Source organism: Paenibacillus sp. FSL H7-0942 (genome assembly GCF_045040715.1).
GTDB lineage: Bacteria > Bacillota > Bacilli > Paenibacillales > Paenibacillaceae > Paenibacillus > Paenibacillus amylolyticus.
The window spans coordinates 4,096,156-4,115,940 of the sequence record NZ_CP150279.1 but is presented as its reverse complement, the minus strand read 5'-3'; the positions used below and the strand labels follow the sequence as shown (position 1 = coordinate 4,115,940).

Here is a 19,785-nt window from a genome sequence, read left to right as displayed (position 1 = left end):
GCTCATGACTTATGGGACGCCCCTTTTTATGCTCCGTTAATGAAGAAACTGGAAAATTACTGTAGATGGAGAAATGAAGTCTCTTACGTGGTCGGATCAACATTGTGATCGACCTTTTAACAATTCCTCCCTTCTAACCGATATATAATAAGTACATCTATGTAATCAGAAAGTGAAAGGAGTGCAGAACATGGATATTGCAGCATTATCAATGGCGATGAGCCAAGCTTCAGTAGTGCAGTCGGCAAGCTTGCAAGTGATGTCGATTACAAAAGACATGGCACAACAGCAAGGCCAGCAGATGGCGGAAATGTTGAAGTCAATGCCTGCTCCTCATCCCAATCTGGGTAGAAGTCTCGATCTTTCGGTTTAGTTGAAATTACAGCATGTGTTCTTATGTAACTCCCATTGCAGCAAGCAAAACCCAAACAGCTCCAATTCAAATGAATTGAAGCCGTTTGGGTTGTTTTATTTTAAATACTCATTCCGAAATTATGATCTTTATATTACGAGCTTCTCAGTGAAGCTTTGACAAGCTTGGCAATCTGCCTTCAAAGGGCAGTGTATCCTTCAATGTCCATAACTCATCGTAACTGGAAATCTGAAGATCGGCTTTGGACAAGTCCTGATTGCCTGATCCCGGATTACGATATCCGATGCAACGCATGCCTGCACTTTTGGCGGCGTGAACACCATTGCGCGAGTCCTCGATCACCAGACAATTTGAAGGGGATGCACCAATCATCTCAGCGGTGGTCAGGAAAATATCTGGTGCCGGCTTGCCGTTTGTAACTTCCTCACCTGTCATTCGAATCTCAAAGTATTGTCCAAGTCCGGTTTTGTCCATGATCAGATCAATCAGTGCACGTGGAGAGGAAGAAGCAACGGCTATTGGTACGTGTTGCTCATGCAGCCAGCTTAACCAGTTTTCTACGGAAGGCATTGCCGTTAAGTTGGGATGGGCGAGCATCGTTTGCATCACATTATGCTGATGATAAGCAAATACTTCTTCTAGCGTAGCGGTCAGTTGATGTTTGTCCAATACTTGTTGCCACATGGATTCCAGCGTAACGCGAACATAAGTGTGGTGTTCTTCTTCCGTCATCACTGTTCCAAAATGGGCAAAGGAGCTACGCTCAATCTCGAAATAAAAACGGCATTGACTTCTACCTTGAATCCAATTCGGCTCTGTATGCGAGTAGCAATCTTCAACCTCACCTGGAACGCCGCATCTATGGTGATGTGGAAAATGACCCTGTAGCCAGAGAGAAGAAGGAGCTGAAACCGCACCCGTTTATTGCCGGATTAACGTATGGAGAGGCCGACCTGTATAAGGATGATGTGAACAGTGTATGTTTCCTGGAGAGCCTAGCCCTCCCGTTTGAGCGGATCAAACAAGAGTTTGAAGGAAAATTCGAAGTCATTCAGTGCACTGTGCCGATCTTTGGTGAAGGAAGTGGTGAACTGATGATCCCTGGCATTCACAAAGCGATTGCGATCGCCGATCTGCTGAAGTATTTAGGCATGTCCCAAGAAGATACATTCGCCATCGGTGATGGCATGAATGATGCCGAGATGTTGGAATTTTGTAATATCGGAATTGCCATGGGGAATGCAAAGCCTGGACTGAAAGCCATTGCAGATGTTATTACTGGAACAGTAGAGGAAGATGGATTGTATCATAGTTTTGTGAAGTATGGATTGATTGAAGGGTAAGTTGATTCACTAATGAACAGCTAATAAAAAGAGAGCAACCTAGTTGCTCTCGAATTTTAGTAATCGGACCATGAATATATCTGTCCATTGTAGAAGGTTACGTAGGTATTTCCATAGACCCAAATATCAATAGAACCTAATGAACTAGTAGAGTTACTGGTGCTGTTTGGACTCCCCCAAGAAAGTAACACTTGATTAAACGTCATCCCTAATTTGATCTTTTGCTGACTAATAAGTTTCCAGACGTTTGAAGACCAGCCTGGGTAATCTTTTTTAGGGTCACTGTCATAGAACAACCCATTAATAAATTCATTTGGATCGTCTGTAACAGGCAACTTGAACGTAATCGACTTCCCACTAGCTCTTTTGGCTTTCACAATTACATTATTTTTTTTAATATCAACGGAAAGAATTTTTATTTTTTCTAAATGATAAAGCGGATTTGAAGAAGGTAAATTATTTTTGTTAGCCCAATATTCGCCCCCCTTAAAAGCGATATGTATGAAATATTCGTAATCAAAATAATAACAAAAATTCGAAAATCCAATGTCCTTATATATGTATTCTGTGACGGTCTTTCCATTTGCTGATTGTATAGTTACTTCCGTGAGTTGATAAAGTTGGGTCATGCTGACGATCCAGCCAGGTTGATCTAGTGCATATGAGTATACTTTTGATCCAAAAACGGAACGATATGCTTTGGGAACACTAAGGACTCCGTTCATTAATTTCTTAGTCCGTGTTGCTCCGTCCTCGTCTCCCCATATAAATGCTACCATTAAATTATCTTCATTCCTGCCTGAGTAACCGGAAATCTTTAGAAACTTCTCGAATGATATGTAGGTTATTCCTTTGTACAATATGGTATCTTTCTTACTTACTTGTTCTTTCTTTAGTTTGGTTTTGACTTCAAATCCATTTCCTACAGCAATAAGTGAACCGATTTGTTTGAACATTTTGATGGGTATGTATATGGTACCATTATCCGCGAGATATGCTTGATCTTTGGAACTCGCAAGCTTTCCATCAATAAATATAGTGTATTCAATATCACGGTAGGACTCAGTTAGGGGATTACCAGCCGCTAACGTGTAAGGCGGAAGTAATAAGAACAGTAAACTAAAACTAATAAAAATACAGATCAATTCCTTAAAACCCTTCATTACAAGTCTCTCCTTTAATTTTTTTTACCTTAAGACTATAGCATGAAGCTAACAGCCATAACAGGTAATTATTTGCTTGATCTGCTTTGTTCAACATTTTCTCATCACTGTCCGACTTATAATAAGTACATCTATGTGATCAGACAGCGAAAGAAGTGTAGAACTTGGATATTGCAGCTTTATCAATGGCGATGAGCCGAGCGTCAGTAGTGCAGTCGGCAAGCTTGCAAGTGATGTCGATTACAAAAGACATGGCACAGCAGCAAGGCCAGCAGATGGCAGAAATGTTGAAGTCAATGCCTGCTCCTCATCCCAATCTGGGTGGAAGTCTCGATCTTTCGGTTTAGTTGAAATTACAGTATGTGTCCTCATGTAATACCCATTGCAGCAAGCAAAACCCAAACAGCTCCAATTCGAATGAATTGAAGCCGTTTGGGTTGTTTTTTTTCTAAATACATTCCGAAATTATGATCTTTTTATTACGATCTTCTCAGCGAAACTTTGACAAGCTTGGCAATCTGCCTTCAAAGGGCAGCGTATCCTTCAATGTCCATAACTCATCGTAACTGGAAATCTGAAGATCGGCTTTGGACAAGTCCTGATTGCCTGATCCCGGATTACGATATCCGATGCAACGCATGCCTGCACTTTTGGCGGCGTGGACACCATTGCGCGAGTCCTCGATCACCAGACAATTCGAAGGGGATGCACCAATCATCTCAGCTGTGGTCAGGAAAATATCTGGTGCCGGCTTGCCGTTTGTAACTTCCTCACCTGTCATTCGCACCTCAAAGTATTGCTCAAGTCCGGTTTTGTCCATGATCAGATCGATCAGTGCACGTGGAGAGGAAGAAGCTACAGCTATGGGTATGTGCTGCTCATGCAGCCAACTTAACCAGCGTTCCACGGAAGGCATCGCCGTCAGATTCGGATGGGCGAGCATCGTTTGCATCACATTATGCTGATGATAAGTAAATATTTCTTCCAGCGTAGCTGTCAGCTGATGTTTGTCCAGTACTTGCTGCCACATGGATTCCAGCGTAACTCCAACATAGGTATGATGTTCTTCATCAGTCACCCTTGCTCCAAAATGGGAAAATGAGCTGCGCTCAATCTCAAAATAAATCGGTTCGCTGTCAATTAGTACACCATCCATATCAAAAATGACCGCTTGAATGATGTCATCATTGGGTGCTCCCAGTCCGTTAGATTCTTTGTTTGCTGCCATGTTGTATTCCTCCTCCAGGATTGTGTATACATATATCTCTAATGTAGTCCTTTCATGGTTAACTTTCCACTTTAGAAACTGGAACCGCTGGATTGCAGCACAACTTTAATGGCATGTGAAGAGGCTTGAAGTGTGCGTCCCTGAATATCGCAGCCAAGTGTGCGGAATGCCTCTTCGTAATCCTCCAACGGGAAGGAGTGGGTGATGATTTTTTTTGCCGGAATAATCCCTTGTTCAATCATATAATGTGCGGTAGCAAATGTCCCCAGAGAATCGATGGAACCAATAATTTTCAGACTGCGGTCCACAACTTCCTTGGGATTGAATGATGTGTTTCCATCTCTCAGACCAACCAGCATCAGGTAACCGCCACTGGCGAGCTGGGAAAGCACTTGTGTGCCCACAACACCTGTTGTATCCACGATCATATCGACCTGATGGGTTGCGGGTGACAGCGATTCTATTGCATTTTCAAAGGATGAATGAACTTCCCAACGATCAGGTGCAATGGAACCGGCAATGGCTAAGCGTTCCTCAGAGATGTCGACCAGACAGCCGGTAACCCCTTTGGAAGCGAGCGCGTAGCTGTACAGAATGCCAATCGGGCCTGCGCCTAGGATAATTGTTCTGAAATTCGGCAGTAGATGAATCTGATTAATCCCCGTCAGCATACAGCTGAGTGGTTCCGTCAAAGTTGCTTCTTCATAGCTCACATGATCCTTCAATTTGTACAAAAAACGATCCTCGGTCACATAATAATCTGTAAATGTTCCGTCAGCACTCACACCTGTCTCGGTAACAGACTTGTGTGTGCAATGATTTTGTCTGCCTGTTCTGCACATGTCACACTGTCCGCAATAGTAGGTAGGATCGATCACAACACGGTCGCCCGGCTGTAATGTCGTTACCGCAGAGCCAACATCAATGACTTCCCCGGCAGACTCATGACCGAGAATGACAGAAGGAACTGCATGATATTTGCCGCTTACAATACCGAGATCGGTACCACATACACCTGTCGCCCGAATACGAACCAACACCTGATTATCTCTTGTAATTTCCGGAACAGGCCGGTCCTCAAGCGCCACATCCCAAGCCGATTTGTATACCAATGCAAGCATGATATAACCTCCTTATAATTATATAAAATATAAAAATAGCGATTCATCTTAAAATAGTTTTTTCAAGATACGAAAGTAGTGAAGGGACGAAATCGATTCTGGAGAAGCGAAGTGTTCGCCTCAAAGCTTTCTGAAAGAAAGCTGCTTCGGAAGCATATGCTATCAATGGATTTTTCCCTTGGGAAAGGGAAATCAAGAAAATCCGTGGATAACAGCGATCATAAGAACGATTCGTAACCGAAACGACCACTTCGAACAGTTGCATTGAAATGTTTTAATTAACGCTGGCGAGCACTGAATCCAGCCGCTCTACAATCTCAACCAGTTCGTCTTCGGTTGTGGTAAGGGAAGGCCGGACCTTAACAACGTTGCCGAAGCCATATCTTGAACTTCTCAAGATCAGATGCTCATCTGTAAAAGCGCGGTCAACAATGGCATTGGTTTTGAGCGTATCCGGTTCATTACCGTCACCTACAATCTCGAGCCCCCACATTAACCCGACACCACGAGCTTCACCGATACTTGGGTATTTCATTGCCAATTCTTGCAGCAATTCACCCAAAATTTCACCTTTACGTTTCACCGCATCCAGGAATCCGGGTTCGGATACCACTTCCAAGGTGGATTTGGCAGCAGTTACGGAGATCAAATTGCTTCCTGAGGTGAAGGAGTGTTCGTGCTTTTCGAGCACATTCAACCGGGATTGCATTAATACCGCAGCAACAGGTACGCCGATCCCGCCAAGACCTTTTGCAAGGGTAATCATATCAGGCTGGATATCAAACAGTTCGCTGGCGAACATGGTTCCGGTACGACCGATGCCTGTCTGTACTTCGTCGGCAATAAGAATAATATTGTACTCATCACACAGTTTACGCAGTCGTTTGAAATATCCGGCAGGAGGAATGATATTGCCGCCATTCCCGAGAATAGGTTCAATAATCATGCAGGCGACTGAGCCGGAACTGGCATATTCTATGGCATCAGAGATGGCTTCAACACATTGATAGGCGCAGTCTCCGCTTGAAGATTTGAAGGGGCAGCGATAACAGTATGGGGCAGGTACATGGACAGCGTTAGCCACAGCCGAATTGGGGAACCGTTTCCGCCGGAAGGCATTTCCCGAAATTCCGGTGGCAAATTGGGTCTGCCCATGATGGGATAGATACAGGCTGATGATGTCTGTTGATTCGGTATACTTCTGTGCAATTTTGGTTGCACATTCGTTGGCAGTTGAACCAGTGATATCCCGCATCCATCCGGCATTAATGTCGTTTGGAGCATATTCGATTAAGTGATCAAGTACTTCATTTACGTACGGTTCGGTGAAGGAGGAAGACATATGCGTCAGATTGCCGACTTGTTCCTGAATTTTGCTGACTACATGTGGGTGATTATAGCCCAGTGACAGATTGAATGTTCCCGACACGCCATCCAGGTATTCAACACCTGAATCGTCAATCAACTTAATCCCTTTTCCGGCTATGAAGCGGTTGTTGGTTAAAGTTTGCATACGATTTCCTCCAATATAATGGTGTACTAGCTCGAACGAAGCTCAACAATCCCGGATGATGCGGGCATCACCTCCCTTAAGAAACGATGTTTACATTTCCTTGCTATGTTGTGCGAGAGCAGCACGTACTGCATTATTTTTTACAGTCCATAGATGAGAGACCATCAATGTGAGCAGCAGAATCAGACAGAATCCGGCCAAAATCCAGATTGTATTAACGACAGGCCCTGTACTCATACTCCATCCAGTCACATACTGCAAGATGGCACCTCCAATACCACCCGATGCGATCAGGATACTGGTTGTCCGCTCGGTCATACCGGGAATCAGAACATTTGCGTAGACCAGTGCGATACAGAACAGCCCTGACATGAACAGACCGGTTCCGAAGATCAGCACATACGTTGCCCACTGTCCAGTTACAAATACCATAGCGACAGTAAACAAAAGCGTGCCAACCGTGCTCCAGATCAGGAATGGCATATAGTTGACGGCTTCCGCTATTTTCCCGGAGAAAAGACGACCGATGATCATCGCAATCCACAGGATGGAGACACTCAGCGATGCGACAGATTCCTGAAGGTGCAATCGTTCTACGAGAATGGAGGGCAGGAAGTTCATCAATCCCAGTTCCAATCCCATGTAGATGAAAAAGAAGATGACGAAGATTGTGAGCAGACCCAGATGTTTTCTCGAATATTGGGCTTTACCTGCTGCATGTGCCACTGTATTCTCGCCAGCCTGTTCCAGATACAGTGCGGCTGGCCGGGGCATAGTGATCCACAGTAGCATGAGAACTAGTGACAACACGGCCACTGTATAAAAAGTAAGATGCCACAGATCTATCCAGATGAATAAAGCAGCGACAGCCGGGATGAGAAGTGCTCCAAGAGCAAAGAAGACATCCAGCTTGGACATGGCGACCGCCTTTTGATTCTCAGTGAATTCGATCGTGAATGCACCTACAGAGGGTTCGATGATACCTGAACCGAAACCTACGATAATCGTGAGAAGAAGAACTACAGACCAGGATGGCAAAAAACCGAGTAATATATAGGCGGCTACAATACAGATCAGGGCAAGGGTCAGCATCGCTTTTCTTCCGATACGGGCCGTCAGGGCAGGAGCTACAATTACACCGACAAGAAATCCAAGAAACTGCAGAAATAACAAAAATCCGCCATCACTGTAACCGCGCTCATAATGTGACAATAAAACAGGGAGAAGTGCACCGAGCACAACGCTGGTTATGCCGATTAACAGATAAAAACCGCAGCTTAGAGCGAATATTCTTTTCAAAAGCCCGCCTCCTAGTTGGGTAAAAATTTTATATTATGTAATTAATGTTTATTTTATATATAACTTATACCATAATTGTCCAAATGTACATGCTTTTTGTTGTAAAATAATGTTAAATTTTGATGAAAAGAAATATTTCTCGTGCTAAGTTTTTTCTAAAACGATTTCGTGTCGAAAGGGTAGATATGATTCAATCCATATGACCTTTTAACAGGGTTTGGCATCTGTATTGATCGAGAATAGTAAAACGTGCATATATAAAAAAACGTTCCCTGTCTAGGTAGACGGGAAACGTTCTAATTAATTTTTCTATATGATGCACCTGGCTTCCACGTATCGTTATTAAGCAGTCTGTACAAAGAAAATTCCATCGAATGGTGCGTGAGCAGACGCGGGACCCCTTCGCAAAAATAAATAACCATTTGCATCGGGAAGACCCAATATATCCCGATAGGGCTCAGGAAAATCTCCGGAATATATTTGACACACCAGTTGATGTTCCTCTAGCAAATGGTCAATTCCTTTCACACCGTTTGATAAAGTGGGAGAGAAAAATGAAAATGCAGGAAACGCCTGATCGTCTAACTCCATTTCAATCAAACGTACGCCGCTTAACGGAATGGGTGGAACGGGACATACGGAAGTGAGTGGATGCGAAGATACCGAGACATAAGTGCATCCGGCAACAATATTCTCGTTCCATTCCAGTTCATCTCCCGTATAGGTTACCTGATCCAGAAAATATTCGGAGGCGGAGTAGGTCGAGAAGACCGAGATATATTTATCTTGTGGTAAAGAAGGGATATGGACCTGCTGTGAAAGTGTATTGCAATTGATGGAGAACAGATGTAATAAAGGCTGCCCCTCAGGGTTGAGCGGCCAGTCGGAAACGTACGCAGTTTCTCCACCAATCCACATGCCAGAGTCTTGGTTTGGATTATCGGGGTCAACTGTAAATCGAGTAACTTTGTACATGAGAAACTCCTTCCAGAGTGTAATTTGGCTCTCCTATGTAACTTGTATGTGTTTTTATATAACCATTCATTGCTTCGTTTCAGTATAAATGAGATGATGTGGAATGAAAATCAGTACAAGGTACTAACTCATTCCACGAAGCGAAGAACGTACCAGCTTTCAAAGAACCAGTGGCAATACTATAGATGAGAAGCGGTGACACATGTTAATTAACAAATACATAAGTGAAACGGGATTCTGCTCCCGCAGGGAAACGAACCGTTTAATTGCGGCCGGACGAATAACGATCAATGGCAGGGTATGTGAAAAAGGGGCGGAAGTTGAACCTCACGATGTGGTACTCATTGATGGCAAGCAGATTCCTCGTAATGACAGCGAACCTGTCTACATTGCTCTGAACAAGCCCATCGGTATTGTCTGCACAGCAGCAGAACATGTGGAGGGGAACATCATTCAATATATGAATTATCCTTCTCGCATATTTGCGATAGGCAGGCTGGATAAGGCATCTGAGGGGTTAATTTTGCTTACGAATGACGGAGGCATTGTGAACAAGATGATGCGTTCGGAGCATAATCATGATAAAGAATATGTAGTGACTGTAGACAAACCCATAACCGACGAATTTGTAAAGTCCATGTCGGATGGCGTTGAGATTCTGGATGTGGTGACCAAGCCCTGCGAAGTGTATAGACAAAGTGACAATGTATTTCGTATTATTCTGACACAAGGTCTCAACCTGCAGATCCGCAGAATGTGCAAAGCCTTGGGGTACCGAGTCCTCAAGCTGGAGCGTGTGCGAATTATGAATATTACGCTGGATCAACTGGAGCGGGGGCAATGGCGTCATCTGGAGCAAGAGGAACTGGAGATTCTGCTGTCTCAATTAAATGAGATAAAATGAATGACTTCTGCTGCATGTTAACGGTGGTCAACCATGATGTCCAGTCATATCAGTAAAAAATGAAGCAAACACTAACCCCTATGTGGATTAGTGTTTTTGTTGTTAAGCTTGTGTCCTTTTTGTTCTGAAATGTAAGAGCCAAATAGGGTTAAGAACGCACCGAGTACAATCACCCAGGTTATCTGCTCTTGAAGAATCAGTGCAGATGACACAACAGTAATGACAGGCACCAGATAGATATATACGCTCGTTTGGATAGCTCCGAGAAGATTCACAGCCCGGTTCCAGGTCACGAAACACAGCGCGGAGGCACCCAGACCGAGGTAGAGGAAATTGGAGAGATTGGTCATGTTCGTGAAGCGCCCGAGTTCCCAATGGAATTCGAACAGGAATAGAGCTGGCAGCATGAAGATCAGGCCATAGAAGAACACTTTGCGAGTTGTACCAATGGTGTGATAACGAAGCTCGCCAATTTTCCGCATTAACACAGAGTAGATCGCCCATACCGCAGGTGCTATGAAAGCAAGCAGGTCACCTATCGGATTCAGTTGCAGAATGAAACTGCCGTTCAGTGCGATGAGTAGGATGCCGCTCAAGGCAATCCCGAATCCGATAATGAAGCGGCGAGTTAACTTCTCACCATCTAAGAAGAAGTGTGCGAGCACGGCAGTGAAGAACGGGGCGATGGAGACAATAACACCCACGTTGGAAGCTGTTGTGTACACCAGAGCAATATTTTCAATAAGAAAATATAAGGTTACTCCACATAGTCCTGCTCCTATAAATAACCATTCTTCTCTGAATGAGACGATCCGCAGTGAACGTGGATAAATCAATAACAGTACCAAATATCCGATCAGGAAACGGAAAAATAGAATCTCCACTGGAGTAAAGTCAATCAGCAGAACTTTGGTCGAGACAAACGTAGTTCCCCAGATCAGTATAGTAAACAAAGCGAGTAGATGTCCGGTAGAGGCTTTAGTATTTTGATGACCAAGATGACTTGTCATATGATGTTAGTGGTGGTTCGTTTCAACTCGGAATCATGATTGAAGATACGTCTATATTGCTTGGGTGTCAGGCCAATCAGTTTTTTGAAAAAATTCGTAAAATGGCTCTGGTCACTGAATCCTGTCTGTGCAGCTACTTCAATCGGCAGCAGACCTTGTTCCAGCAGACGTTTGGCTTGATTAATGCGAATTGTTTCCAGATAACGATAAGGTGATATCCCTTTCTGACGGGTGAATAAACGCAGCAGGTGGTACTTGCTCATCTCCGTCAAATCGGCTAACTCGTTCAGCGAAATGCTTTCCATGTAATGAGCTTCTATGTAATCACATATGCGTCTGATCTCCAAGGTCACATCCTGTGTGGAAACAGGTGATTCAGCATCCGAATAATCTCGTAGCAATTGATCCAGTAGTAAGAGTAACAATTCTTCTTTGCAAAAATCGGATTGCTCTTCCAGAATCATCTGATGCAGCTCGTGCAGGGACCCCACAAGTTCACTCTGGTAGAGAACCGGGGATGTAAACCGTGGCAAGTAAGCTTGTCCAGTAATCTCTCTCACATACTCTCGCATAACCTCAGGCTGGACGTTGATACAGCGATAATCGAGGGTTCTGCCATCGACCTGTTCGCAGGCATGAGGATCATGTGGATTAAAGACAATCATATCTCCGCTATTCAGAATGTATTCTTCGTTGTTACAGACGAGGTGTCGCTTGCCTTGCTCAATGAATCCTATGACGTAATAGTCATGAAAATGATTGGGAAACTTCTGCATAATGCCTTCGAATTGATAAGCTTCTAGCTGTAGATCGGTATCAAATACCACAGTCCGGACTTCCCGAGTCATGATGCACCTTCTTTCTGGTATGTTAACGTCATTATAGGTTGCAAAGAAGGAATTTTCTTGAACGATATTGCTATTGCTCAAAGTGTTTGGTCGGACAGATATCTCTAAAAACAAAATACCCGCAATCCCGCGGAGGGAAAGCGAGCCCTTTGCTAAGTATAGTTGATTCATGAGTTCAAACCTATATATATGAGACAAAAAAATGTCTGGAACAATAAGGTATTGTTCTTAGTTTAACGTAGCCAGTGCTTCAGGTGTAAAAGGGTGAATTTCAGATGCGCGGCCTTCCTGTACTTTAACTGCCCATGCCGGGTCACCAAGAAGCGCACGTCCCACAGCTACCAGATCAAATTCCCGTTGCTCATATCGCTTCATAAGTTCGCTCATACCTGGATGTGCTGCTTTATCTACTCCTGCTTCAGGCTCATCTGGCATACCCACAGAACCGACTGTAATAGTGGTTTGACCACTCAGTTTTCTTACCCAACCTGCAAATCCAAGATCAGATCCGTCGAACTCGGGCTCCCAGAAGCGTCGTGTCGAGCAGTGGAAGATATCTACACCTGCGTCAACTAACAAACGAAGGAATTGTTCCAATTGTTCGGGGGTGTCGAACAGTCTGGCTTGATAATCATTCATCTTCCATTGGGAAACCCGCATCGCAATAGGAAAATCAGGACCTACCGCAGCACGAACTGCCATTACAAGTTCAACCGCGAATTGAGTTCGTTTCTGTAGGTCACCGCCATAGCGGTCCGTTCTCCTATTCGTTGTTTTCCAGAAAAACTGATCGATCAGAAAACCGTGTGCACCGTAAAGCTCAATTCCGTCAAAACCGATGCGTTGCGCATTAACTGCTGCATCAGCATAAGCTTGAATCACCGTTGCGATCTCTGCCTCCGTCATAGGTGCACTTACCTGATTACCCTCCATATCGAGACCTGATGGACTAAGCGACGGGGCTTCCGGGTGAGGCTAGATCCTGAAGGACGGACAATGCCCATATGTAAAATCTGCGGAAAAATCTTGCCGCCAGCTTCATGGACTTGTTCGACCACTTCAGCCCACCCTTGAAGAGCTGCTTCTCCATACATATGAGGGATTCTAGGCTCACTTGATGCAGATGGATGCTCAATGGTTGCACCTTCGGTAATAATAAGTCCAACACCATGCTCGGCACGCCGACGATAATATGCAGCTACATCGGGACCTGGCACACCATCCGGGGAGAAGGCACGAGCCATGGGGGACATGACGATTCGCGAGGACAGGGTTAGTTTTTGAACCGTATATGGTTGAAACAAACGCTCCGTAGAAATAACGCTATGTTGTTGATTACTCAAAATAAGCACCTCCATTATTATGTACCTCTCAGTGGGTACGAGTGTAATATTAGCAATCCCTAAATACTCGCTCAACCAACAGATTGATCATTTTGTTGCTTAAGCGAAAGACTTCGAAAATTGTATGATGACTTGGCAATCCGAAATCCCTTTTTACTTGTTGAATAAACAGCACTTATCTATAATAGAAGAACCTATCCAACGATCTTTAGTACAAAGGAGTATTAGGAAATGTCAGGTGTAGTATCTTCCAATTCTAACGATCCGCGTGTAATCCGTACTCGTCAATTAATTCTTGATGCGTTTATAAACCAATTGAATATTAAAAATTTCAACAGTATTACGATTCAAAACATTACAGAACAAGCCACAATTAACAGGGCTACATTCTACGCCCATTTTCAGGATAAATATGCACTGCTTGAAGCCTTTTTAGCGGATGCTTTTATGGAATATGTGACGAAAAGAGTGGACCCGGATGCCCGGTTATCAGCCGAAACCATACAGCAACTTATATTTTCATTATGTGATTATCACGTCTCAAGTAATGGTTGCATCAAAAAATATGAGACAGTTGCACCAATTATTGAAGAGAACATCAAGACTCAACTGGAGCAATTCCTTCTTGAATTATTGAGCAAAGTAGCGGGTGATGTAGATCCCAAAACGCTGAAAATTACGGCAACCACGCTAAGTTGGTCGATCTATGGCATGACATATCGATGGAATATTGAAGGCGGGCAGGAATCTCCGGCTGAATTAGCCAACAGAGTGGTCCCTTATATGATGGGTGGATTGGAATTGTTGAATTAACTTTATTTAACGAAATTGCATTACTATTCGAATGGACATAGGAGGAAAAACAAGATGTTTGAACATTTGGTTGTTTTTAAATTTAACGATAAAACCACACTAGCTAAACAGCAGGAATGGGTGGATCAGTTGCTCGCGTTACAGGAACAAATACCGGGGATTGTCGGGCTGACCGCAGGGATCAATGCAACGGAAGAAACGGATCGTATCCAAGGTTACACGATTGGATTGAGAGTGACGTTTGAAGATCAGGAGGCATTGCGCGCCTATGGTCCACATCCTGCTCATCAGGCATTTGTAGCTTCCCTCGATGGTTGGGTGGAAGATGTAATTGTAGTTGACTATGCTATATAAAGGCGCGAAATCAGAGGTTTAACGAATATAGGAGTTGAAGATTCCCATGTGTTTAATTTTATTTGCTTACAACATGCATCCAAAGTATCCGCTTATATTGGGATCAAATAGGGATGAATTCTATCACAGACCTACGGCTCAAGCACACTATTGGGAAGATCATCCTCATATATTGGCTGGCCGGGATTTGTCGAAAATGGGAACCTGGATGGGCGTAACCACAGAGGGGCGTCTGGCTGCTATCACGAATTATCGTGATCCGAATGAAGATGTACATGCCAAGGGCTCAAGAGGAGATCTGGTTGCTGATTTTTTAAAGGGAACGTCCACACCCAAGCAATATATGCAACATGCGGAGCAAAGCCGAAATGATTATCCTGGCTACAATTTGTTAGTGGGTGATCTTGACGACCTCTATTATTATTCTAATGTAGGTAATGTTGTGATGAAGTTGAAACCGGGAATATACGGGATTAGTAATCACTTGATTAATACGGATTGGCCCAAGGTGAAGCGTGGAAAAGAAGGGCTGGAGAAAATCATCCAAGGGGAGGACAAAGCTACCCTGACAGAACAAATGTTAGGTTTGTTGCAAATGGCAGACCCTTCAGTGGATGAGCTTCTCCCTCATACAGGTGTTCCATTGGAATGGGAACGTTTGCTTTCTCCCATCTTCGTTAAAAGTGAAAAATTTGACTATGGGACCAGAGCTTCATCCGTTGTTCTGATGAACAGAGAAGAAGTGTTTTTTACGGAGAGGGTTCACCAGAACGGAGAGGTAATGGAGCAACGTTTTAACATTAAACCTCTTAACTCGACAAGCTGAGAATATGAAAGAAATGATGTTCAAACATTATGCATTTACATGAATCACTGAAGTTAAATCCAAAGTTCATGTTTCTTTTCTTCTGAGTTAAAGAGTATTTTCGTTTCTCTATGTCAACTAATATAACACGATATAAATGGTTTGAGAGTACCTTTTGTATAACACGCCCAATTTTAGTTGGGCTCTTTATCTCTTATCACAATTCTATGTTATGAATCATGGAACTTCCTTGAATAGTTTATATAATGTGAATCAACATAACATGATTTTGCAGCGGTTCTGTTGATTCTAATTTCAGGGGGGCAACGTGGGATGAAAGAAACCAAAAAGATGAGAGTTTTTTCATTGGGAATTCAGCACGTACTCGCGATGTATGCGGGAGCAATTCTGGTGCCTTTGCTTGTGGGCAGAGCACTAAATCTGACTGCAGAGCAGTTGGCGTATCTGGTATCCATTGACCTGTTAACGTGTGGGATTGCAACATGGCTTCAGGCTCGGAAAGGGAAGTACTTGGGTATTGGTTTGCCAGCGGTGCTCGGAAGTTCTTTTGTAGCGGTGACACCGATGATTGCGATTGGATCGCAATACGGAATTCCTGCCATATATGGGTCGATCATCGCAGCCGGGTTATTTATCGTCATCTTTGCCGTATTTTTCAGCAAAATCGTCAAATTGTTTCCGCCAGTTGTGATCGGTACAGTGGTAACCATCATCGGTCTTGCGCTGATTCCAACGGGAATTAAAAACATGGCGGGTGGAGCAAACAGTGAGAATTTCGGAAGTTTGGACAATTTGGCGCTTTCCTTTGGTGTATTACTGTTCATTCTAATCCTGAATCGATATGCTCGCGGTTTTGTTAAATCCCTGGCTGTTCTCCTTGGTATTATCGTTGGGACCCTCATCGCAGCCATTATGGGAAAAGTGAATTTTGCCTCTGTACAGGAAGCCTCCTGGTTCCATTTACCTCAACCCTTTTACTTTGGATGGCCTACCTTTGAAATTGGCCCAATCATTACAATGATTATTGTAGGTACGGTGGTTATCATCGAATCAACAGGTGTATTTATGGCTTTGAGCAAAATCTGTGATCAACCGATCAACGAAAAAGATCTGGCACGGGGATATCGCGCAGAAGGTCTCGCGTTTGTCCTGGGCGGCATCTTTAATGCCTTTCCATACAATACATTTGCACAGAATGTTGGTTTGGTTCAGCTCTCCAAAGTGAAAACGACCAATGTTGTTGTTGCAGCCGGAGGTATTCTGGTCTTTCTGGGACTCATTCCGAAAGTAGCTGCTTTTGCAACCATTATTCCAAGTGCTGTCCTCGGAGGAGCGACTGTTGTCTTGTTTGGAATGGTTGTCTCATCCGGGATCAAAATGCTGCAAAACGTCGATTTTGGCAAACAATCCAATCTATTGATCGTGGCTTGCTCCGTTTCACTTGGGCTCGGTGTTACTGCTGTACCCGATCTGTTTGCCCAGCTTCCTCAAAGTATTCGGATTATTGTTAGCGATGGTATTATCACAGGAAGTTTGTCAGCGATCCTGCTTAATGTCTTCTTTAACCTTGCTTTGAAAAAAGAGAACTTGCCAATACAGCCTGTACAGGCTCAAGAAGCACACACGTAATCCTTGTAATAACAGACGTGTCATCTAGTAGTAAGTAAGTGGAATAGATCCAAGACGGTTTTCTGGGAAGTGGAGTGAAAGGGAATGACCCCACTTGTCAAAGAAACCTCTTGGATTTTTTTGTGCTTACGATTCATGAGGAATGCAAAAGACATGCAAATATGCTAAAGTTTCATCAAGAACATTTTAGATGTTCGTTTAAGTCAACAACCTCTTGAATTGAATTTCCATGCGACTACATAAATGAGCATTGGTTCACAAGGCTACAATATAACCAAGGGATATCCCTGGTGCAGAAAAGGAGTTGTGATCACCATGCAACAAGAAACGTTGAACAAAGGGTGGAACTTGGAGAATAGTTATGCGCAGTTACCGCAACCCTTTTTTACAAGTCAGGGCGCAGTGCCTGTTGAATCACCAAAGCTGATCATTTTCAATAGATTGCTTGCATCCAGCTTGGGACTGGATGTGGAGTCTCTTGACAGTGATGAAGGAGCGCAAATTTTTGCAGGTAATTCGATCCCTGAAGGAGCCGAGCCTTTGGCTCAGGCCTATGCAGGGCATCAATTTGGCAATTTTAACATGCTTGGAGATGGACGTGCTTTGCTGCTGGGTGAACAGATTACGCCACAGGGCGAGCGAGTGGATATCCAGCTCAAAGGATCAGGAAGAACACCGTACTCTCGTGGAGGAGATGGACGTGCTGCTGTTGGGCCCATGTTACGAGAGTATATTATTAGTGAAGCGATGTATGCACTGGGTATTCCAACGACACGCAGTCTGGCTGTGGTGTCTACAGGAGAAAACATTATCCGCGAAACAGAGCGGCCGGGTGCCATTTTAACCCGGGTGGCTTCCAGTCACATCCGGGTAGCAACCTTCCAGTATGCAGCCAGATGGGGGTCTATCGACGATCTTCGGGCATTGGCTGATTATACGTTGCATCGACATTTTCCTGAGGTTGCTAAAGCTGAGAATCGCTATCTTCTGCTCCTTCAGGAAGTGATTAAGCGGCAGGCGGCTCTCATTGCCCAGTGGCAGCGTGTTGGTTTCATTCATGGCGTGATGAACACAGATAACATGGCCATTAGTGGTGAGACCATCGATTATGGTCCATGCGCCTTTATGGATGCTTATAATCCTTCAACCGTATTCAGCTCCATTGACAGGCAAGGTCGCTATGCTTATGGTAATCAACCGTATATTGCCGGGTGGAATTTGGCTCGCTTTGCTGAGACGCTTCTGCCGTTGTTGCATGAAGATGAAGAACAGGCCGTGCAACTCGCTCAGGATGCCATCGCACAATTTTCTGAATTGTACCATCATCATTGGCTCAAGGGAATGCGTGCCAAACTGGGTTTGTTGGATGAAGAGGCTGAAGATGAAGCGTTGATCAAGGAGCTTCTTGAACTTATGGAGAAGCATAGTGCAGATTACACCAATACGTTCCTGGCATTGACCTTTGATACATTGGAAGGGACAGCTTTGTTTGGCACGCCAGAATTTGCTGAATGGCATGAGCGGTGGCAAGCAAGATTGGACAGACAGCAAGGGGAGAAGGAAGTCTCTGGGCAGTTGATGCGAACAAACAATCCAGCTGTCATTCCTCGCAATCATCGGGTTGAAGAAGCGCTTGAGCGAGCAGAGAATCATGGAGATCTTAGCGTGATGGAGAAGCTTTTGGCAGTTCTTTCAGATCCGTTTGCACACTCACCTGAACAGGCTGAATATGCCGAACTACCTGCACAATGTAATACTTCGTATCAGACTTTTTGTGGGACCTGATTGAACAGTAGGAATAAATATAAAGAGGCTGCCTTGGGCAGCTTTTTCATTTTTCATTCTGTCATCGACGTTACTTTATAGAGGCAGGTGCATTCATGTCCAACATGTTAAGCAAACAACAATTGGCAGACTTCCTTTTACAGCTTTTAGAGCGTACATCTTTCCCTAGGGAACAGATGCAGAACTATGTTAACCGCTTGTTTGAGAGCTTTAAATGGGATGGGGTGCCCTATGTAGAGAGTGGAGAAGATGCGTATATCGTTCGAATATACGAACGTGGTCTCGTCTCATTAGAAAAACGGGTGAAACAGCCGGATGAAGTCATCTATTGGTTGCTGGAAGATATTATTTTCACCGCGACGCATGTAGGGTTGTTGGAAAGACATGGCGTGGATAATAAAGAAACGCATTTGAACTACACAAATGAAGTGATGAAGGAACTGAACAGGGGTGTTCAGGAAGCTTTCCAGCAGATCGGTGATCCGTATTTACATTGGTATCAGACGAGTAAACGTCAGGAGTTAGAGGGCATGACATAAAAAAAGTGAGGTGTGTTACATGAGCGAGCATGATATTAATGATGTATGGTATGACTATGCTGTGTTATTTGTCGAAAAAAAGAATGAATCTGAACAGGGCTGGGCATCGTTGACTTCGAACGAGCAGGACATTGCTGCTTTATGGCTATTAGAGGCGGATGTCTTTAATGGCGGTTTTATACAGTTTTTCTGCAACTGGGGGGAAGAGGTATACCGTTACGCGTTGCGGGCATTACATATCATTGGTGCGACTCAAGTCGTGGAGATTATAACGTCAGCATACGGCTGTATTGAGCATCTGAAAGAGGATGAAAGGCTTACCGAACTGTGGGATATTCCTAAATTCCTGACAAAGGAACAAGAGCAGCACTTAGATGCGCTGGATCAGCAGTTTTGGAACAATGAGGATCAGATCGCGGAGAAAGCCTATGGTTATTATCACGGAAAATTGAACATGATGATCATATAATCTGGTTTCAACTATGCAACCGTTGTTCTGTTCAAAGATTAATACTTGGTCTTGCAATGACTGAAACGTTCGGCTATACTTGCTATAAATTGAATACATGAATCACGTTGATAGAGCGCAGTAGCGGCTTTGTCCCTGTTACAGAAAGTCAGGGGTTGATGGAACCTGATACATACAAGGGCTGCGAATTACACTCTGGAGTACTTGGGTAATGCCAAGCGGATGGGCAAACGATATATTGCCAAAAGTG

The 19,785-nt window shown here is 44.0% G+C and carries 19 protein-coding genes, 2 pseudogenes and 1 other annotated feature (1 of these 22 only partly in view); of the genes and pseudogenes, 11 read left to right on the top strand and 10 right to left on the bottom strand.

Translation table 11 applies throughout. The features are described 5' to 3' along the window. The first annotated feature begins 190 nt into the window (after positions 1 to 190). Positions 191 to 373: a YjfB family protein gene (locus MHI48_RS18300; RefSeq protein ID WP_036613510.1), complete on the top strand. Its 183-nt coding sequence runs from the start codon at positions 191 to 193 to the stop codon at positions 371 to 373. Positions 374 to 517: 144 nt separating this feature from the next. Here MHI48_RS18300 and MHI48_RS18295 read toward each other — a convergent pair whose 3' ends face one another. Then, positions 518 to 1,141, bottom strand: a complete 624-nt coding sequence (locus MHI48_RS18295) for an HAD family hydrolase (protein ID WP_405144686.1) — start codon at positions 1,139 to 1,141, stop codon at positions 518 to 520. Between the two features lie 5 nt (positions 1,142 to 1,146). Here MHI48_RS18295 and MHI48_RS18290 point away from each other — a divergent pair. Next, a pseudogene (locus MHI48_RS18290) lies at positions 1,147 to 1,716 on the top strand (HAD hydrolase family protein); the annotation flags it as partial. Between the two features lie 56 nt (positions 1,717 to 1,772). Here the strand turns inward: MHI48_RS18290 and MHI48_RS18285 are convergent. Further along, positions 1,773 to 2,879: a hypothetical protein gene (locus MHI48_RS18285; protein ID WP_074095525.1), complete on the bottom strand. Its 1,107-nt coding sequence runs from the start codon at positions 2,877 to 2,879 to the stop codon at positions 1,773 to 1,775. A gap of 164 nt (positions 2,880 to 3,043) precedes the next feature. Between MHI48_RS18285 and MHI48_RS18280 the strand changes: the two genes are divergently transcribed. Further along, positions 3,044 to 3,226 carry a YjfB family protein gene (locus MHI48_RS18280; protein ID WP_100527341.1) on the top strand — a complete coding sequence of 61 codons (183 nt, stop codon included), beginning with the start codon at positions 3,044 to 3,046 and terminating at the stop codon, positions 3,224 to 3,226. A gap of 143 nt (positions 3,227 to 3,369) precedes the next feature. On the opposite strand, the gene MHI48_RS18275 is transcribed toward MHI48_RS18280, so the two are convergent. The 5 genes from MHI48_RS18275 to MHI48_RS18255 form a co-directional block, all read right to left on the bottom strand. After that, entirely contained in the window at positions 3,370 to 4,107 is a 738-nt protein-coding gene (locus tag MHI48_RS18275; RefSeq protein ID WP_100527342.1) for an HAD family phosphatase, read from the bottom strand. A gap of 71 nt (positions 4,108 to 4,178) precedes the next feature. Continuing rightward, positions 4,179 to 5,228 (bottom strand): zinc-binding dehydrogenase, encoded by a 1,050-nt coding sequence (locus tag MHI48_RS18270; protein WP_100527343.1) that lies wholly within the window; start codon positions 5,226 to 5,228, stop codon positions 4,179 to 4,181. A gap of 274 nt (positions 5,229 to 5,502) precedes the next feature. Further along, positions 5,503 to 6,741, bottom strand: coding sequence for an aspartate aminotransferase family protein (locus MHI48_RS18265; RefSeq protein ID WP_100527344.1), 1,239 nt, complete (start codon positions 6,739 to 6,741; stop codon positions 5,503 to 5,505). A gap of 90 nt (positions 6,742 to 6,831) precedes the next feature. Beyond that, a complete protein-coding gene (locus MHI48_RS18260; protein ID WP_405141358.1) occupies positions 6,832 to 8,040 on the bottom strand; it encodes an MFS transporter in 1,209 nt (402 codons plus the stop codon). A gap of 342 nt (positions 8,041 to 8,382) precedes the next feature. After that, positions 8,383 to 9,015, bottom strand: coding sequence for a hypothetical protein (locus tag MHI48_RS18255; protein ID WP_405141356.1), 633 nt, complete (start codon positions 9,013 to 9,015; stop codon positions 8,383 to 8,385). 202 nt (positions 9,016 to 9,217) lie between these two features. On the opposite strand from MHI48_RS18255, the gene MHI48_RS18250 reads away from it, so the two are divergent. Then, complete coding sequence (locus MHI48_RS18250; protein ID WP_036672780.1) at positions 9,218 to 9,919, top strand: pseudouridine synthase; 702 nt, start codon at positions 9,218 to 9,220, stop codon at positions 9,917 to 9,919. Positions 9,920 to 9,990: 71 nt separating this feature from the next. Here the strand turns inward: MHI48_RS18250 and MHI48_RS18245 are convergent, their stop codons facing one another. The 3 genes and pseudogenes from MHI48_RS18245 to MHI48_RS18235 form a co-directional block, all read right to left on the bottom strand. Further along, the gene (locus tag MHI48_RS18245; RefSeq protein ID WP_405141354.1) at positions 9,991 to 10,929 is read right to left on the bottom strand and encodes a DMT family transporter; all 939 of its coding nucleotides are present in this window, start codon (positions 10,927 to 10,929) and stop codon (positions 9,991 to 9,993) included. Beyond that, entirely contained in the window at positions 10,926 to 11,777 is an 852-nt protein-coding gene (locus MHI48_RS18240) for an AraC family ligand binding domain-containing protein (protein WP_405141352.1), read from the bottom strand. Before MHI48_RS18240 ends, MHI48_RS18245 begins: the two co-directional genes overlap by 4 nt. Before the next feature lie 228 nt (positions 11,778 to 12,005). Continuing rightward, positions 12,006 to 13,135: pseudogene (locus tag MHI48_RS18235) on the bottom strand (NADH:flavin oxidoreductase). Between the two features lie 216 nt (positions 13,136 to 13,351). Between MHI48_RS18235 and MHI48_RS18230 the strand changes: the two are divergent. The 7 genes from MHI48_RS18230 to MHI48_RS18200 all read left to right on the top strand — a co-directional run bounded on the left by MHI48_RS18230 (position 13,352) and on the right by MHI48_RS18200 (position 19,535). After that, the gene (locus MHI48_RS18230) at positions 13,352 to 13,933 is read left to right on the top strand and encodes a TetR/AcrR family transcriptional regulator (protein ID WP_405141350.1); all 582 of its coding nucleotides are present in this window, start codon (positions 13,352 to 13,354) and stop codon (positions 13,931 to 13,933) included. A gap of 54 nt (positions 13,934 to 13,987) precedes the next feature. After that, positions 13,988 to 14,287: a Dabb family protein gene (locus tag MHI48_RS18225; RefSeq protein WP_036672774.1), complete on the top strand. Its 300-nt coding sequence runs from the start codon at positions 13,988 to 13,990 to the stop codon at positions 14,285 to 14,287. 46 nt (positions 14,288 to 14,333) lie between these two features. Beyond that, positions 14,334 to 15,113 (top strand): NRDE family protein, encoded by a 780-nt coding sequence (locus MHI48_RS18220; RefSeq protein WP_405141348.1) that lies wholly within the window; start codon positions 14,334 to 14,336, stop codon positions 15,111 to 15,113. Between the two features lie 312 nt (positions 15,114 to 15,425). Beyond that, a complete protein-coding gene (locus MHI48_RS18215) occupies positions 15,426 to 16,742 on the top strand; it encodes a nucleobase:cation symporter-2 family protein (protein WP_405141346.1) in 1,317 nt (438 codons plus the stop codon). 315 nt (positions 16,743 to 17,057) lie between these two features. Then, positions 17,058 to 18,527 carry a protein adenylyltransferase SelO gene (locus MHI48_RS18210; protein WP_405141344.1) on the top strand — a complete coding sequence of 490 codons (1,470 nt, stop codon included), beginning with the start codon at positions 17,058 to 17,060 and terminating at the stop codon, positions 18,525 to 18,527. 95 nt (positions 18,528 to 18,622) lie between these two features. Continuing rightward, positions 18,623 to 19,066, top strand: coding sequence for an Imm63 family immunity protein (locus MHI48_RS18205; RefSeq protein WP_405141342.1), 444 nt, complete (start codon positions 18,623 to 18,625; stop codon positions 19,064 to 19,066). Positions 19,067 to 19,085: 19 nt separating this feature from the next. After that, positions 19,086 to 19,535 carry a DUF4375 domain-containing protein gene (locus MHI48_RS18200; protein ID WP_339186873.1) on the top strand — a complete coding sequence of 150 codons (450 nt, stop codon included), beginning with the start codon at positions 19,086 to 19,088 and terminating at the stop codon, positions 19,533 to 19,535. A gap of 98 nt (positions 19,536 to 19,633) precedes the next feature. Beyond that, positions 19,634 to 19,785 (top strand) — a binding site (T-box leader) (it continues 76 nt past the right edge of the window).